Origin of the sequence: Mastigocoleus testarum BC008 (assembly GCF_001456025.1) — a bacterium.
Classification (GTDB): domain Bacteria; phylum Cyanobacteriota; class Cyanobacteriia; order Cyanobacteriales; family Nostocaceae; genus Mastigocoleus; species Mastigocoleus testarum.
In genome coordinates this window covers 48,888-65,507 of the sequence record NZ_LMTZ01000146.1, presented here as the reverse complement: position 1 = coordinate 65,507, position 16,620 = coordinate 48,888, and the positions used below count along the sequence as shown (strand labels likewise).

At 38.4% G+C, this 16,620-nt stretch carries 14 protein-coding genes; 4 read left to right on the top strand and 10 right to left on the bottom strand.

What is annotated here, in order from left to right:
- Positions 1-124 precede the first annotated feature (124 nt).
- Positions 125-847, top strand: coding sequence for a Type 1 glutamine amidotransferase-like domain-containing protein (locus tag BC008_RS39290; RefSeq protein WP_036264851.1), 723 nt, complete (start codon positions 125-127; stop codon positions 845-847).
- Positions 848-1,058: 211 nt separating this feature from the next.
- On the opposite strand, the gene BC008_RS39285 is transcribed toward BC008_RS39290, so the two are convergent.
- Positions 1,059-1,676, bottom strand: a complete 618-nt coding sequence (locus BC008_RS39285) for an HD domain-containing protein (RefSeq protein ID WP_027841720.1) — start codon at positions 1,674-1,676, stop codon at positions 1,059-1,061.
- A gap of 480 nt (positions 1,677-2,156) precedes the next feature.
- Between BC008_RS39285 and BC008_RS39280 the strand changes: the two genes are divergently transcribed.
- The gene (locus BC008_RS39280; RefSeq protein ID WP_027841719.1) at positions 2,157-2,639 is read left to right on the top strand and encodes a GNAT family N-acetyltransferase; all 483 of its coding nucleotides are present in this window, start codon (positions 2,157-2,159) and stop codon (positions 2,637-2,639) included.
- Positions 2,640-3,145: 506 nt separating this feature from the next.
- Here the strand turns inward: BC008_RS39280 and BC008_RS39270 are convergent.
- On the bottom strand, positions 3,146-4,342 hold the full coding sequence (locus BC008_RS39270) for a site-2 protease family protein (protein WP_027841718.1): 1,197 nt from the start codon (positions 4,340-4,342) through the stop codon (positions 3,146-3,148).
- A 743-nt stretch (positions 4,343-5,085) separates the two neighbouring features.
- A complete protein-coding gene (psaK, locus tag BC008_RS39265) occupies positions 5,086-5,337 on the bottom strand; it encodes a photosystem I reaction center subunit PsaK (RefSeq protein ID WP_072207810.1) in 252 nt (83 codons plus the stop codon).
- A gap of 125 nt (positions 5,338-5,462) precedes the next feature.
- Between psaK and BC008_RS39260 the strand changes: the two genes are divergently transcribed.
- Complete coding sequence (locus BC008_RS39260) at positions 5,463-6,095, top strand: phosphoribosylanthranilate isomerase (protein ID WP_027841717.1); 633 nt, start codon at positions 5,463-5,465, stop codon at positions 6,093-6,095.
- 237 nt (positions 6,096-6,332) lie between these two features.
- Here the strand turns inward: BC008_RS39260 and folE are convergent, their stop codons facing one another.
- The 5 genes from folE to BC008_RS39235 form a co-directional block, all read right to left on the bottom strand.
- Entirely contained in the window at positions 6,333-7,028 is a 696-nt protein-coding gene (folE, locus tag BC008_RS39255; RefSeq protein ID WP_027841716.1) for a GTP cyclohydrolase I FolE, read from the bottom strand.
- Positions 7,029-7,546: 518 nt separating this feature from the next.
- Complete coding sequence (locus BC008_RS39250; protein ID WP_027841715.1) at positions 7,547-8,272, bottom strand: SDR family oxidoreductase; 726 nt, start codon at positions 8,270-8,272, stop codon at positions 7,547-7,549.
- 427 nt (positions 8,273-8,699) lie between these two features.
- On the bottom strand, positions 8,700-9,683 hold the full coding sequence (locus BC008_RS39245; protein WP_027841714.1) for an acetyl-CoA carboxylase carboxyltransferase subunit alpha: 984 nt from the start codon (positions 9,681-9,683) through the stop codon (positions 8,700-8,702).
- 420 nt (positions 9,684-10,103) lie between these two features.
- On the bottom strand, positions 10,104-11,126 hold the full coding sequence (locus BC008_RS39240; protein WP_027841713.1) for a long-chain acyl-[acyl-carrier-protein] reductase: 1,023 nt from the start codon (positions 11,124-11,126) through the stop codon (positions 10,104-10,106).
- A 258-nt stretch (positions 11,127-11,384) separates the two neighbouring features.
- Positions 11,385-12,080 (bottom strand): aldehyde oxygenase (deformylating), encoded by a 696-nt coding sequence (locus tag BC008_RS39235; RefSeq protein ID WP_027841712.1) that lies wholly within the window; start codon positions 12,078-12,080, stop codon positions 11,385-11,387.
- 306 nt (positions 12,081-12,386) lie between these two features.
- Here BC008_RS39235 and BC008_RS39230 point away from each other — a divergent pair, with 306 nt between their 5' ends.
- A complete protein-coding gene (locus BC008_RS39230) occupies positions 12,387-13,214 on the top strand; it encodes a carbohydrate ABC transporter permease (protein WP_027841711.1) in 828 nt (275 codons plus the stop codon).
- Between the two features lie 358 nt (positions 13,215-13,572).
- On the opposite strand, the gene BC008_RS39225 is transcribed toward BC008_RS39230, so the two are convergent.
- A complete protein-coding gene (locus BC008_RS39225) occupies positions 13,573-14,853 on the bottom strand; it encodes a bifunctional sterol desaturase/short chain dehydrogenase (RefSeq protein ID WP_036264849.1) in 1,281 nt (426 codons plus the stop codon).
- 398 nt (positions 14,854-15,251) lie between these two features.
- Complete coding sequence (locus tag BC008_RS39220; protein WP_027841710.1) at positions 15,252-16,301, bottom strand: hypothetical protein; 1,050 nt, start codon at positions 16,299-16,301, stop codon at positions 15,252-15,254.
- Positions 16,302-16,620 lie beyond the last annotated feature (319 nt).

Sequence of the window (16,620 nt, the reverse complement as noted above, 5' to 3'; positions counted from 1 at the left end):
TAATTCGGGATAAGTCCTCTTCTAATCCTTTTGGTTGGTCATGGATACCTGAGTAACTCCTTACCCCGGAATTTTGAGGGGATACAATTAATATATCTCAAAAGTGTATGAGTGAAACTTATAAATGACAACAAATAATCTTTCTCGACAAATTGTAGCGATGGGTGGTGGAGGCTTTTCCATGGAGCCAGGAAATCCTCGACTAGATAAATATATTTTAGAAGTTTCGAACCAGAAAACTTCTAAAATTTGTTTTCTTCCCACAGCAAGTGGCGACTCCGATAAATATATCGTCAAATTCTATTCAGCATTTTCACGTCAGCAATGTAAGCCATCACATCTATCACTTTTTCAACCACACACAGCTGACCTAAGGTCTTTCTTGCTGGAACAAGATATTATTTACGTCGGAGGTGGAAACACCAAAAATCTAATGGCTTTGTGGAAAGAATGGGGACTTGATCGCATTTTACGAGAAGCTTGGGAGGAAGGAGTAATTCTGACGGGATTGAGTGCGGGTTCGATTTGTTGGTTTGAGGAAGGCTTAACAGATTCAATACCTGGTTTGATCACGGTATTACCGTGTTTGGGCTTAATTAAAGGCAGTAATTGTCCCCACTACGATAGCGAACCAGAAAGAAGACCTGCATATCATAATTTGCGAGCGCAAGGATTAGTCAGCGATGGGTATGCTACAGATGATGGAGTCGGTTTGCACTTCATTGACGATACATTACACAAAGTGGTAAGTTCTCGTCCCCAAGCCAAAGCCTATAAACTGGAAAAAATTAATGGTGAAATTCGTGAAACTGTTTTAGAGCCAATATATTTAAGCCAATATATTTAAGCCAATATATTTAAGCCAATATATTTAAGCCAATATATTCAAGTCAATATATTCAAATAATATATTTGAAAATTTAAGAAGCGATCGAGAAATACAACAGAATTAAGTAGTCAGAAGACAGGATTCAGAAGTGTAATGTACTTGACCTGATTCTTAGCTTTCTACCTGACTTACCGTAGTCTGTAACTCAGATAGCTAGGCATAAATCTTTCTAACCTTGAGTCGTCGTGGTAGATTTAGGAGGCTGTAAATAACCTGCCGCAATACATTCCTCAATAGTTTCTTGAACGAGATTCCATAATTGAGGTGCACCTTCTTCTACAGGAGCCATTCTTTTCATTACTTGCTCGTGTGTAATATTATAAAGTTGCCAGGTACCACCTTTTGTTGCTTTATTATTTAGCATTGGTTGTATGCGATCTAAAGCTGCAGCAAATTTAGCAGATGGGGTTTCTCTCGCTTCAAACTCTTCCCAGAGTAAATGTAATTCTTTTCCCTGATTTTCTGGTAAAATTCCAAATAATCTTTTAGCTGCTGCGGCTTCTCTTTGAGCCTTGCTTTTATTATTTTGAATGTCAAAACAGAAGGTATCGCCAGCATCTATTTCAACCAAATCATGAATTAGCACCATTTTCATTGCATGGAACAAATCGACTTCAGACGGTGCATATTCAGCCAAAATCATTGTCATCATAGCCAAATGCCAAGAGTGTTCTCCACTGTTTTCTCTTCGAGAACCATCGGTGAGCATAGTTTGGCGTAATACTGTTTTTAGTTTATCTATTTCGACAATAAATTGGATTTGCTGATTTAATCGGTAATTATTCACCTTAAATTTTCCGTGTAGTTACATATTTTTAATACCCTATCCCAGAACATCATAAAAGTTTTATTGTTCTTTTTCATACGAATTGCAAGCAATCTGCTATTTTCAAAAATGTCAGGACTTATACAATTCCTTCAATGAGAACCAAAGGTTTAGGGAATACAAAATCTTGTCTTGCAATGTGGTTTGATACCACAGCCCCGATTCCGACTCCTGTATTCTACTTTTGTTAAATGGAAAAACATATGGATATGTGTGGATTGGGAGTCTCCATCGGACGCTGCAAGTTCTGGCGTAAAACTTAATAACAGAACCTTGTTTAGCGGTAGCTAGGAGATACAGTGCAAATCCGAACTAAACGTCAAACTATATCCATAGCGGGGCTAAAGTCCAGATATCTTAAATCCTGACCAAGTATATAGCACGGAAATTTTTCCAGCTGTATTTAATAAATGACTAATTAAATTACTACTTCAAAAGCTTATGCCAGACATGTTAGTTAAACTTTATAACTTGCCTTCCTTAGAAGCAGAAATGGATAAAAAACAACAGGAAGGTATTATTATCCGTCGCGCGATCGCACCCGAGAAACACTTAGTTCTGGCTTGGGTTGAGAAACACTTCAATTCCCATTGGGTAAGTGAGTGCGATGTTTCTTTTCATAATAAACCACCTAGTTGCTGGATAGCTATTGAAAAAGAAAAATTGATTGGTTTTGCTTGTTATGAATCCACCTGCAAGAATTTTTTTGGTCCAATGGGGGTTGATGAAGCAGCACGAGGACGTGGAGTAGGAAGAGCACTTTTATTGGCAAGTTTACACGACATGCGGGTACAAGGTTACGCTTATGCTGTGATTGGTGGTGCTGGTGCTGTGGAGTTTTATCAAAAAACAGCAGGTGCAGTAGTAATAGAAGATTCCAAGCCAGGAATCTACAGTGGTATGTTACGGGACAAAAGTATCTAGGTTGAAATTTGGATTTGGATTTAGATTTAGATTTGAATATGAATATGAATATGAATATGAATATGAATTTAAATTTAAATTTAAATATGATGCTGATGTTAATGCTGCACTTAAGATTGCAGCTTTGGGGTTGTCCGTAAGCCAGTCGGGAAGTCCGGCGATTAGTTGTTATACCAAATCCGATTTTTAAAACCCCTTTATATTTTTTGGGATTTACCCCCACACTTCCCATACTTCCCTCTCTGATTCTAAAAAGGGGTAATTAACCTGGACTTAGTATCAGTTGGAAGGACAGTTAAATATTATCCCGACTAACTTCTTTGAACTGGGCTGAAGTCCACAGACTTTTAGCCATGGGTTGCTTACTCCCCAATATTTCCCAAGAATATTTATTCAGTTAATTATTAGTCATTATTATCAGTTGCATTTTTTAAACTAATAATAATGACTAGTAAAACAGTAATGAATAATGAAAAAGTTCGAGAACCAATTTATTGATCGCTAAGTTAGTTGATTGCTGATTTCGCGATCGCTCCTAAGTTTAAACCAGGTGGATATTTACCTTCTTCCTTGACTCGTTTAATATCCGCCGGTGTAATTCGCAGTTGTAATTTTTGCACTAAGATACTAATGATATCGCCCTTATCAATGATTCCTGCAACTGCACCAGCAGGTGAAAGCACTACAATTCGAGATAAGTTTTCATTCTCTAGTTTATTAATAATATTTGCGATACTTGTACTTTCCGTCACGCTAGGAATTTCCGTTAAGGGATGAACAATGTCATTTAAAGTTTTACTTTCCCATTGACTGCGCTCAATAACACGTAAATCATCAATGGACACCATACCCCGATAACGCCCATCAGATTCGGCAAAGTATACCTGAGAATGATTTGTTTCTAAAAGATATAAATCTGCAAACGAACGAATTGTTTGATCTGCATCCACAACCCTAAAGTCCCGCGTCATGGTTTCGCTAGCAGTGATTTTGAGTAAAGTTTCTTGTAAAACACTGACGCGATCGTAACTTGTAGCATTACGAATACAAAACCAACCCAAAAGTGCTATCCACAGACCAGTAACCAGTTCACCAGTCAAATAATCTACTAATAAACCAAGAGCAATTGCACAATAACCTAAAACTTGACCCGTCCTTGCAGCTAAATGTATCGCTTGGAAGCGATCGCCCGTAGCTTTCCATAATGCAGCTTTTAAAACTTGTCCACCATCCAGAGGTAAACCGGGAATCAAGTTAAATAAAGCTAAGACTAAGTTGATTCGACCCAAGTCCCCCAACATAACACCCAGAACACTAGTGTTAGAAAATACTTCAGATGTCAAACTTAGGAGAAAAAATAAGGCAATACTAACCAAAGGTCCAGCAATTGCAACTTGAAAGGCTTTGAAAGGAGTTTTGGATTCTTCTTCAATTGCAGCAACACCGCCAAATAAGAATAACGTAATTGAATTGACTTTGATTCCTTGAGATTTTGCAACTAAGCTGTGACCCAATTCATGTAATAGCACCGAACCAAATAGTAGCAGTGCCATAATTACACCAGCACCCCAAGCAATAACAGATCCTAATTCTTGATAATTTATACCAAAGTTTAGAGTTGCTAACCCCAAAATCACAAACCATAGGGGGTCTAAAAATAATGGGATTCCAAATAACGATCCTATTTTCCAGTTTGTTTGCATGACTATTTTTTGAAACTAAAGATTTCCTATGCTTGAGGGCAGATACACAAGTTAATTATTTTCATCTTTTTATTTTTTATTCTTTAATTAGTTAATTCTTTTTATTATTCTAATTCTTTTATCAATTGATGTATCCTAAAGATTCAAATCCTTATTGACAGCTTTAGAAACTAGAAGTCATACAATCTAAAGTTGATACATATAATAAAAAATTACAAGTGCTAAATATTTGCTTCAACTTAACCTTGTAATTCATAATTTATATTGAGTGGATACTATAAAAGTAGTATTAACAAAATAGTCTTAGAAAATAAGAATTATCAATGAAAATTTTAAAAAATTATTTTACTTATAGCACTACGTAATTAGGTTAGGACATTTATGAATACTCAAACCTGTGAGTAGTAAACTTTTGTTCGCCATAGGCGCGGTCTGTTATGTCCTACGGGCACCCTAGAGGCTGAGACGCGCCTAAAGGCGTAAGTGCAGCATACCGCAAGGTTTAACGCCGACGCCCGCCATAAGAGCTCTAGCTATAGCTGCGCTACCTACGGATCCGGAGCCGCTACCTTACGGTAGGCTAATGACTTGCGCGTAGTGCTATATGATATTTTTAATTTGTTTGTGAAAGAGATGTCTGTCAGAGTTATAGACACAAAAAATTTTTAGTAGAGACGCTGCAATCGAGCGCCTCTAAAACTTTAAAATCTCCTTAGGCGTCAACCTCTAGAAGAATTCCTAATTTACAAAGTACCAATATTAGTCAATCCCAATACAATACCGATACCGAGGATATGACCAAAACACATTGCACCAACAAATGCTGGGATACTGATAGGGACAAGGGGCATTTTTGGTCCAATATTAGGGTACTTAATTTTTGTCGTCAATAAAAGAGATACTATAGAACTGCCAGCAATTATTCCCGCTACTTGGGGAGTCCACATAGGTGTTACGGGTACATTAGCTGCAGTTGACAGTAAGTAAGAGATCAAATTTCTTTCTCCTGAATGGAAAATGTATATAAACCACCAAAATTATAAGTTCCAGATAAAGAAGCGGGTATTCCGTCAAAAATATATTTTTTTCTGTATTGTGTGATACAAAATTATAAACTGTCATGCGAATTAAAATTTGTGGCATTACAAAACCACAGCAAGGTAGGGAAATTGCATCTTTAGGGGCAACAGCATTGGGGTTTATTTGTGTTAAAGCCTCTCCACGCTATGTTGACATCAATCAAATTCGAGCAGTAGTAGAACAAGTCCCTGAAGATACTGACAAAATTGGTGTATTTGCTAATTCTTCCATAAAAGAAATAATTCACATTACCACAAATTCAAGCTTAACGGGCATCCAGTTGCATGGAGACGAATCGCCAGAATTCTGCCAACAATTACGAGACAATCTGCCCGATATAGAAATTATTAAGGCTTTACGAATTAAAGCTGCTGATGATTTAAGTAAAGTAGAATTTTACCTTGCAAAGGCTAATACACTTTTACTTGATGCCTATCATCCCCAACAATTGGGAGGTACGGGAGAAAAGATAGATTGGCAGACTTTAAAGCAATTTAATCCCGGTTTGCCTTGGTTTTTAGCTGGGGGATTAACTCCAGACAATATTTTAGAAGCTTTAGCTTTGATTCGTCCCAGTGGGATTGATTTATCGAGTGGTGTGGAACGCTCTCCAGGAGATAAAGATTTGAATAAAGTGGCAAAGTTATTTGAGCAATTGGCTATTGGAGATTAGTGACTAGGAATTAGGGATTAGCTCCAATCAATCCCCAACAGCCAGTCCCCAGAGGCTAGAGGCTAGAGGCTATGACTAACGTCACGTTCCGAGCCGCCGACGCCGAAGGCTCTGACTATAGCTGCGCAACCTATTGCTGCGCTACCTACGGATCCGGAGCCGTCACCTGCGGCGTCGGCAGATCCGCAGGCTCTATATCGCAAGGCGGGACGCAGTGCTATCCCTAGTCCCCAACATCTAGAAAAATGCTGCTTGGTGGCGAATCAAATTAAAAAATTCTTCTCGGGTTTTTTGCTCTTGCTCGAATACCCCTACCATTGCACTGGTAACAGTCCAAGAACCCGGCTTTTGTACACCTCGCATTACCATGCACATATGAGTTGCTTCGATTACAACTGCAACTCCTTTTGGTTCAAGAATCTCTTGTACGGCTTCAGCCACTTGTCTGGTTAAACGCTCTTGTACTTGTAACCGACGAGAATACATTTCAACAATGCGAGCTAATTTACTCAACCCGACAACTTTTTGATTGGGAATATAAGCAACATGAGCTTTACCCATGAAAGGTAACATATGATGTTCGCAAAGACTAAAGAGATTGATATCTCTAACCAGTACCATCTCGTCATGACCTTCATCAAAAATTGCACCATTGATGATGTCTTCTAAAGACTGCTTGTAACCACTGGTAAGGAATTGCATTGCCTTGGCGACACGCTGTGGGGTTTTGAGTAATCCCTCCCGTTCCGGATCTTCTCCAACTCCCTCGAGCAGAGTCCGAACTGCATCGGTCATCCGCTCCATCTGCTCTGGTGATTCTGGCTTTGGTATGTTTTGTTCTTTTTTACTTTTTATAACATCTGCTAAATCGGGAATCAGAGGAGATTGGGAGATGTTGGAGCCGTTGGAACCGTTGGAACGAACGATAGTCATGATGTCTTTTAGTTTTTGTCTGTAGTTAACAGAGTCGATTTAAGTCGAAAAAGAAATAATCGAAAAATAGATACGACAAGCGTATAGCTTGTCTGTGAAATACCTGTTTATTTGCTGTTACGGACAATTGTCATTAGTTAGATAGACACCCATCGAAGATAGTGAATTTGGGAATTAAGAATCTGACAAGTTGGTGAGAGAATTAAGGTTTGCGAGGTTCAATACTCATATATTTTAAGGCTGACAACCTTAAATACTTGTAAAAACATTACACTGGAAAGCGCATATACTATCCTCTGAGCTTTACGACACAAAACCAAAACTTTGCCTTTTGTTTTTCTCTTCAAACCCTCTTAAAACAAGAAAATTGAAGTATCCTGTCAACTCAACAATCAATTTGGATGATGGACAGTTCACAAATAACTAACGATTCACGAACGCAATAATTCACAAATAAAGGAGTTGGTGAAAAAGAGTTCGCGGAAAAAATTCACGAACGGAAATTCACAAACGAAAATTTACAGAACGCCTGCACTTGGCATGAGTGTTAATTCATCTACAACTGCTTGCTTTGGTAACATCGCAGCATAGAGAATCGAGCGAGCAACATCTTCAGGAGATAACATTTTAGAGCGGTCAAAGTCCGCATTCACGGTGTCAGTATCCCAGATACTAGTATTTACAGCACCGGGACAAATCGCTGTCACGCGAATACCGTGAGGACGTTCTTCTTGCGATAAAGCTTGAGAAAGAGCCATTAAACCAGCTTTGCTGACGCAATAAGCTCCCCAACCGGCAAAGGCTTGTTTTCCTGCAACAGAGGAAACATTAATAATTGTCCCCGTGCCGCGATCGCGCATCGCTGGTAAGACTCCCATAATACACTGAAAGACACTGGTTAAATTTAAATCTATTACCCGTTGCCAATCAGATAGTGAAGTTTGACTTAGAGTCCCTGTATAACCAATGCCAGCATTATTGACGAGAATATCTATATTCCCAAAGTCACCAATAATATTCTGGATATTTTCTGACACTGTTTCTACATTTTCTAAATCAAGAGGATAAAATTTTGAGTTTACCCCCAACGCCTGAGCTTCAGATGCGACCTTTGCCAACTTATCAGTTGTTCGACTGACTAAAGCAATACCTATCCCCGCTTTTGCAAATTCCAAAGCGGTGGCTTTACCGATACCACTACTAGCCCCGGTAATTAGGGCAGTTTTTTTTTGCTCCACACTCATGCTTTCTTCCAATATTTCGAACGCTTTGACCGCACATCTATCCCATTATTGAAGTCTCTTGGCCTGGATAGATTAAGCTGTGCTTAAAATTCAAAATTTTTTGATGATTGCTGCTATACTCCCTTCAACGGGTATATGACTCGTCGAATTATCAAATAGATTCTAAGGCACACACATATTTCTCACTAAGAAATAAGCAGCTTGCCTTGAATACCGATAGCGGCTACTCTGCAAGGACATATCCTGGCGGACCTTGTATTTCATGGTCTTAAAGTAAATAAATTAGTCCGGTACAAACCACCCTGTACTATCGAGTTAATTGGTAAAAAAAGTACAAATGCCTATGGCTGAGAAGATTGTTAAAAATCTTTACGTGCCATAGGCAATTATAGCATTGCTGTTTTATTTAAACTAAAAATTCCTACTTTTAAGAAACATCTAGTTCCTGGAAAGATCCAATGGCGCGAAATTTTTCATAGCGCAACTGGCGTCTTTGTTGGGGAGTTAGGCGAACCAATTCTTCAAGATTATCTAACAAAGCTTGTTTGAGAGTTTGGGCAGCTTGTAAAGGGTCTGAATGAGCGCCACCAACTGGTTCGGTTAATATTTGGTCGATAATACCAAGATTTTTTAAGTCGTTAGAAGTAATTTTTAGTGCTAAAGTTGCCTGCGGTGCTTTAGAAGAATCTTTCCAAAGAATTGCAGCACATGCTTCAGGAGTAGCAACGGTATATACAGAATGTTCAAACATCATTAACCGATCGCCTACACCGATTCCCAATGCACCACCGGACCCTCCTTCCCCAATCACCGTACAGATAATTGGTACTTCTAAGCGAAACATTTCCCGTAAATTATAAGCAATAGCTTCTCCTTGACCTCCTTGTTCGGCTACCACTGTTGGTAAAGCTCCAGGAGTATCAATGAAAGTTATAATCGGCATACTGAACTTATTGGCATGTTCCATTAGGCGCATTGCTTTGCGGTAACCACCGGGAGAAGCCATCCCAAAATTACGAGCAATGTTATCTTTGGTGTCCCGACCTTTTTGATGACCCAACATTACCACCGGCTGTCCGCCCAAACGAGCAACTCCACCTACTAAAGCCGGGTCATCAGAACCACCGCGATCGCCATGTAGTTCCATCCACTCATCGGTAATCGCTTGAATGTAATCTAAAGTACTAGGGCGTCGCGGATGACGAGCTACTTGTAGTCGTTGTGTTGGTGTCAGGCTACTGAAAATTTCTTCACGTAATTGCATAGCGCGTGTTTCTAGTTGACGAATCTGACTAGAAACATCGACGCCATTTTCCTCAGCAAGTTGACGAATTTGCTCAATTCGATTAGCAAGTTCTGCTAGCGGCTTTTCAAAATCTAGTAGTAGCGGTTTGCGCTCTGTAGTAGCCATTCTTAAAGTGATAATTGTTGAATTATAGAGATTTTGTTGGTATATCGGGGAAATTAAGGGCTAAATAATAGATCTTACCTGAGCTCGGGACTAAAAAATCCCTCTAAAACTCAATTAGTTTTTTAGAGGAGAAAATTTAGGTAGTGCTTCTTATCTTGCAGCCCTGGGCTTAATCTAGGTAGTAAGTCATCACAAATAGCGATTTTCCTACCCTGTTTACATAATTCCTAAATAATAGTTAAAAGCCGAGTTTATTTTTGGGCTCTATTTTTTTGGGCTTTGTTAAACTCTGCTCGGAGACATTCAAGAAGTAAACTAAATAAGTAAACTACCAAGATAGAACATCCCAGATGAGGTTGTTGACAGTTAACAGTTAACGATTGTGATGTTAATAGTCAACCGCCAACTCTCAACTTCTCGTTATCCAACAAGCAATGGTCTAAATCCGTGTTTTACGGATACTCGACCTATTTGCTCCATCTTTTCTACGGTAATCTGATTTCGTCCCCAAGAAAAGTTAGTATGTAACTTCTCGAACTCCAGTAACATTGACTCGGCAAAGCAAGCAAATAACTGACGAGCGGGAACTTCCATATTGACTATTTTCATGATTTTCCAGTCAATATCAAGAGAATGCTCTACAATTCCGCCTTTAAGTATGTGTATGTCTGGATGTTGAATTTTTGTCGCTAAATTTTTAGGGTAGCCACCATCAATCATTAAGCAAGGTTTTTTTAAATTTTTTGGATTAATTTCCATGCCCTTTGGCATGCTCGCAACCCAAACGATAATATCGGCTTGGGGAAATGCATCTTCCATCCCAATAATCTTTCCCCGTCCAAGTTGAGCTTGCAATTTTTGCAAGCGTTCTTGGTTGCGGGCGATCAGCAATAAATCCTGAACCTCGGTTTTTGTATCCAACCATCTGCAGACTGCGCTACCAATATCTCCGGTTGCGCCACATACTGCGACTGTTGCATTCTGAAGTTCTATTCCTAATTGCTTTGATGCTTCCTCAACTTGCCGACAAATTATGTAAGCAGTGTGGGTATTTCCGGTTGTAAAGCGTTCAAACTCAAGTTTGATATTTCGGACTTGCTGAAATTGCTCTAATTTGAAGTTTTCAAAAATTATTGAAGAAAAACCACCCAAAGCAGTGATGTTTATGCCATGCTTTTGAGCATGAGCCATTGCATTTAAAATCTTCCTGGTTGCAGCTTTAATTCGACGATTAGCTAACATCTCCGGTAGAAAGCAAGACTCAACATAGCGCCCCTCAATTTTTTGTCCAGTAACGCTGGTTACTGTGATAGTGTCAACAATTTGAGGGGGAGCACTACACCAAAAATCCAAACCTTGGTCGGCGTATTCTGGATAACCCAATTCTTTTGCTACTGATTGGGCGTGATTTAAGCTGGTAAGATGTCCGATTAGACCAAACATGAACTATTTGCCAACGGGCGTTTGCCTCGTGTAAAACGTGGAATAAATGTTTTGAAGTTTTGAAATTATGATTTTCAAGTAAAGACGCCCCAAGGGGACGTCTTCAGGAACAGTTATTAATGAGGAGTTAAAGGCAAAAGAAATTTTAAAGAATGTCTGATTAAATTTTTCCTTAAACTTTCTTTGAATTTAATGTATTACCGCACCAATAACCGTATCCATCGACTCAGCACTTTTGTAATTGTGTTATTTGGCTTATTAAGCGGCTCTCAGTCCATAAGCAGAAAGACGCATAATTTCACGAGTAGAGAAACCAATATTGCTTAAAGCTTCACCATACTGAATCATAAAGTCTTCAATTAAGGCGTCTTTTTCCATAGCCATATTTTCAGCATCTACAGCTACTTGTTCTAGCATTTGCCAAACTATGGGTAAGTTTTGACGGTTTGCTTCTTCCAATTCAGCTTTGGATTCCTCAAAGTGTTCTTTTAACCATACTTCGCCAAAATTAAGATGAGTGTATTCGTCTTTCACCACACCTTCGGTTATTTTGCGCGCGAATGGATCGGCAACTGGAATATAAATGTTGTATGCCGCAATTGCAAAACATTCAATAATTAAAGACTGGATTAACAAACAGGTAACAACTTTACCTTCTGAGAAAGCTGTCTGAAAATTTTGATGTAATTTAGAGAAAAATTGCTTGGCAAACTCCAAATCGGGAGTCACTTTGAGATTGCGTCCGCAAGCTTCAAATCCCTTTTTGTGACGGCTCTCCATCTTTGAGAGACGAGTTAGCTCTTGTATATGTTCTGGCAGCAGTTGTGCTAGTTGGATGTAATTTTCATGGGCTTCTTGTTCCCCTTCAATCACAATGGCATTGACACGAGTATAAGCATCTTTGTAAATCTCACTTTGATAATCCATTTCGGATTGATTTGCAAGCTGCTGCATGGTACGTTTACTCCTTTAGACGAGAACTGTGGGTTAGGAGAATTGAATATACCCTGTGACATTTAGGGCAGTATTACTGAGCTTTAATTTAACTTAGCAAGTACACTATAATTTTCACTACATTTATACTTTTTGCTTTTCGCGAGCATACTTGTTACTACTTAGCTTTTAGCAGAACAAATGACACAGAGCAAAACAAGAACAAATTGCATCACATCCGTAATATTACAACGAGAAGGCAGTGAATTAACGATTGTGACAGGAGATGCTCTAGTATTAAACAGTAGATACATTGCTATGGATTAAGTGTCAAAAACATCTTTAAATTTTAATTATCTCAGCTTTTTAAACATTGGAGTACTGCTACTGGGGAGTTTTATTGTTTTATTGCCTCTGTTAATAGTATTACTGACATCGTTCTCCCCTGAGGGTACAACCTTACAAATCATACCGAAAGATGGTTGGTCTTTAAGTAACTATAAAGAAGCTTGGAGTCGTGGTAAATTTCTTTTGGCTTTTTGGAATTCAACTTTTGTTGCTTTATCTGTAACTGGCTTTCAGATATTCACTTCGGCATTAGCTGGTTATGCCCTTGCTAGATTGAAATTTAAGGGGCGTCAAGCTTTATTATTAATTATTTTAGCTACATTGGTTATTCCGTTTCAGTTATTGGTGATTCCAACATTCTTAGTACTTAAATGGGGAAATCTGATTAACACTTATGGGGCATTAATCCTACCAACCGCAGCAAATGGCTTTGGAATCTTTTTGATGCGGCAATTTTTCCAAACTATTCCTGTTGAGTTAGAAGAAGCCGCAGCTATGGATGGAGCAAATAGGCTGCAAATACTATGGCAGGTTATGTTGCCCTTAGCTCGTCCAGCTTTGGTTACATTGTTTTTATTTACCTTTATTGGTGAGTGGAACGATGTATTTAAGCCGTTGGTATTTACCACTAGACCAGAATTAAGGACTGTGCAGTTGGCTTTAGCAGAATTTCAAGAACAATTTACTAGTAATTGGCCACTACTGATGGCTGCGGTGACAATTGCTACTCTCCCTGTCATAGTTTTATTTTTAATTGGTCAGCGTCAATTTATTAGAGGCATAGCTACTACGGGGATTAAAAATTAACTATCTATCTAAATCTTACTTCGCCCTGTTTTAATTCATTTATTATACATTGCGACAATAAATACATTTACATTTATTGGAATATTTTTCTATGCTCCAGTATTAATAAAATTAATAGATAGTATTATAAATAGTTACTAGCATTTGTTTTTCATCGATCGCAAACAGTGAATAATTCCTACTAAAGGTTAGTATTCAGGAACGTAATGTATTTACTGCTTACCTTAAACATATCCTTTGATTTTCATTAATTAATAACTGGTAATTAGTAATTTTTTCGATAATGAAAAATGACTAATTACCAGAGAAAAAGGAATACTTAGGTAGAGAATAAACTTAACAGATTATAAATTAGTAATTACCCTTTAACTTTTATATTTAATTCTGATAGTTCCGATTTATTAACAGAAGATGACAAATTATTGTACTTGCTGAAAAATCGAAAATAAACCGAACTGCAAAACTCTTTAATTGGGAAAAGTAAATAAGTTAAAGGATTAATTGTCACAATAATGTTACGAAAATCTCGCTTAGCCAAGGCAATTATTTGTTTTGCAACCCAATCTCCTGACATTACTCCAACTGGGTTGAGATTACTTTTAAATGGTCCAAGAATTAGTTTTCGCACCACACAAGGAGCATCTAACCGACGCAGAGTAACTAAATCTCCTAAAGTCCGTTTGGAAAGTTCGTAAAGCGGGCTAAAGGCTGGGTTAACCTCTGCTTCTGATGTGTTTACCCATACTTCTTTCAGCGCCATATCTTTATTAGTTCGCACAGTATCAAAAAATAACTCCATCAAGCGCCAACTAGAAAAAACGTTAATTTCATAAGATTTGGCGATCGCTTCGGGAGTTCTTTCACCATAAACATTGATACCGTGATTTAGAATCAGGATGTCAATTTTGTCCAACACTTCTTTTAATTCAGTTTCTTGACCAACTTGCCAATTAACAGTTTTAAAATTGACATCATTACCATTAATTTTTAAAGTTATAGGCTCAGATTTGGAACTGAGGGCAATAACTTTAGCTCCACGTGAGTGTAGTTGTAATAATAAAGAACGTCCCAAAGTGCCAGATGCACCAGTGACAGCTATCTTTTTCCCTTTCAAAGACAAAGCTGTACCCATAAGCTTGTCAAAAAATGTAAATGTACCGCAATAGTAAGCATTATCATTATCAAAATGATGCCGCCAATGATAAGTTCGATTGACGAACCAACGAGATGGTGATTCAGTAAAAACACCAGGTGCATGAGTTAAATCAGTAGTTTCTGCTGCCCATTGGCTACCAATACCGCGAGCAATACAACTAAATAAAAAAACTAATGTATAAAGTATTCCGATCACAGTAGCCCAATGAAAATCAGGAGCCAATTGAAAGCAAATCCACCACCCAAAGAAACCGAATAGGAGCATTACCAGAGATTCAGGTAAATCATTACGCCACTGGGATTGACGGTATACAGTATCGCTAATAACACTATAGTCACGGCGAAAAACACGATGATGCCAAACATGTTGGCGATAAAGCCAAGACCACCGATGTGAAACCATGTGGTATATGTCGCGTACCAGTTCAGCGAATAAAATCGACCCCAATCCCCAGGCTGTAGCCGTTAAGTAAAAAGATAACATTGTCAATCACACACCTTTTATCAGTTAGCAGTCTGTGGCTAAAGCCAAGCCCCCTTGGACTACGGTTAACATTTGATATTTAGCATTCAAAAGTTAACAGTAAACTGTCAACTATGTATTTATTTTTTGATTTAATCTACGAATTGGTACGCTTTTCGCAAACAAAGCTACTGTTTGCCAACTTCCCATAAATTTACGCATAATGTCAATCAGGAAGACTTTTGAGTTTTCCTAATGCAATCAAAGATTTTAGAGAATTTATATTATTAATAGAATATTGGAATAAAATCGACCCTTTGCAAAAATAGCGTGCTTGGTGAAGTAATCTCAAGTGCTTTTAAGAACAGATAGAAATTAGAAATGGATTGAAATTCATCTTCTAAATTAATCAAAAATAATCAAAATCCATCTGGTAGGTCGCTAGTTTCTTGAATATGGAGTCTAATATTACGTTCTCCAGCACTACCCAACTGCAATTCCATCACTTCACTACCTAAAGGTTCCAAACACTCCAACAAGAAACGTAGTTGTGGGGTGCTAGCTCCTGTATCAACATACAATCTGTCTGACAAGTTATTAATTCGCTTCCAAGTCATGTACATTTTGGCAATCATTTGTTCTAACTGGGAAGCTTGATTGACTAAATCGGCTGCAATACTTAAACAACCAACTCTTTGAGCTTCTTCCAAAGCTGTTTCAATATCAACTTCTTGCACGTTCAAAGCTTGAACTTGGACTGCAGCTTTGAGATACTTTGCTAAACTCCGCGCCTCAGAAGTAACTTGCTTGAGAGTATCCAAGTCCGGGTTTGAAGCTATTTCTTGTTGGATAACATTTTGATGGGGTTCTGGTAACTTCTCCATTTCTTTTACCAGAGGTGCAATGTAGCGAGCTGGTAAAGAATTTTCTGCAGCTTTTTCTTTAACTGTTTCGGGTAACAACTCCGAGGACATCGCTGTCCATTCTTCTGCAAGTTGCTTAACTTCTCGGCGAGTAATTTTATCTCCTTTTTGTGCTGCTTCGCTCACCATTTGTTGCACTTCCGGTGAAGCTTTAGCCGCTTCAACAAAAGCCCGTTTGCTAAAATTATTAATTGATTTTGGCTCTAGTTTTCCTTCCTCTAAAAGAGTATCAGCACTGTTAGCGAGTTGGATCCATGAATATGCCTGACTTTTACTAATTTCCCGTTCCTTCAACCAATGAAGAAAACCAGTACCGCGACCGTCACCACCCCGCTTCTCGCGATCGCGTACCGCTCGTAAAATTCGCCCCCGCCAAATATCCGTTTGTAAATCAAAGCGATCGCATACCTGCCATGCGACATCTACCTGTTTGAGGAAATCTGATTCGGGAATTTGATCGTCTTCAGGGTCGGGAAGTTCAAAAGTCAAATCTGCTGGCTGCTGTAAAGCTTCCGCCAGCTCATTGATATTGTCGGTCAGTTGCACGGCTGAAAATTGGTAAGGTTTGCGATCGGCTTATTATTGCACAATCTGGGGACAATGGTTATCCATGAGTACCACTTTTTTCTACAGGATTGGGCAAGAATTAGCTGCTTTAACTGTGATCAAATTTCACCATATCAAATGAATTTATGTCGTTAAATTTTCTAATATTTGTAATTCTTCGCAATAATTAACAACAATAAAAACAGTGCATCAAAAAGCACAAATAAGTTTCATGCTGTGTAAATATCCGACGCAAATTATTTTCCTACCCTATTTGAGGTGAATAAATATCAAGGCTAATCACAGTAAATTAAGGGAT

What these genes read in the sequence shown, in the direction of transcription:
- BC008_RS39235 (WP_027841712.1), bottom strand. Translation starts at nt 12,080, where the DNA reads ATGCAGCAGCTTGCAAATCAATCCGAAATGGATTATCAAAGTGAGATT.
- BC008_RS39280 (WP_027841719.1), top strand. Translation starts at nt 2,157, where the DNA reads ATGCCAGACATGTTAGTTAAACTTTATAACTTGCCTTCCTTAGAAGCA.
- BC008_RS39225 (WP_036264849.1), bottom strand. Translation starts at nt 14,853, where the DNA reads ATGTTATCTTTTTACTTAACGGCTACAGCCTGGGGATTGGGGTCGATT.
- BC008_RS39240 (WP_027841713.1), bottom strand. Translation starts at nt 11,126, where the DNA reads ATGTTTGGTCTAATCGGACATCTTACCAGCTTAAATCACGCCCAATCA.
- BC008_RS39270 (WP_027841718.1), bottom strand. Translation starts at nt 4,342, where the DNA reads ATGCAAACAAACTGGAAAATAGGATCGTTATTTGGAATCCCATTATTT.
- BC008_RS39260 (WP_027841717.1), top strand. Translation starts at nt 5,463, where the DNA reads ATGCGAATTAAAATTTGTGGCATTACAAAACCACAGCAAGGTAGGGAA.
- BC008_RS39245 (WP_027841714.1), bottom strand. Translation starts at nt 9,683, where the DNA reads ATGGCTACTACAGAGCGCAAACCGCTACTACTAGATTTTGAAAAGCCG.
- BC008_RS39250 (WP_027841715.1), bottom strand. Translation starts at nt 8,272, where the DNA reads ATGAGTGTGGAGCAAAAAAAAACTGCCCTAATTACCGGGGCTAGTAGT.
- BC008_RS39290 (WP_036264851.1), top strand. Translation starts at nt 125, where the DNA reads ATGACAACAAATAATCTTTCTCGACAAATTGTAGCGATGGGTGGTGGA.
- folE (WP_027841716.1), bottom strand. Translation starts at nt 7,028, where the DNA reads ATGACTATCGTTCGTTCCAACGGTTCCAACGGCTCCAACATCTCCCAA.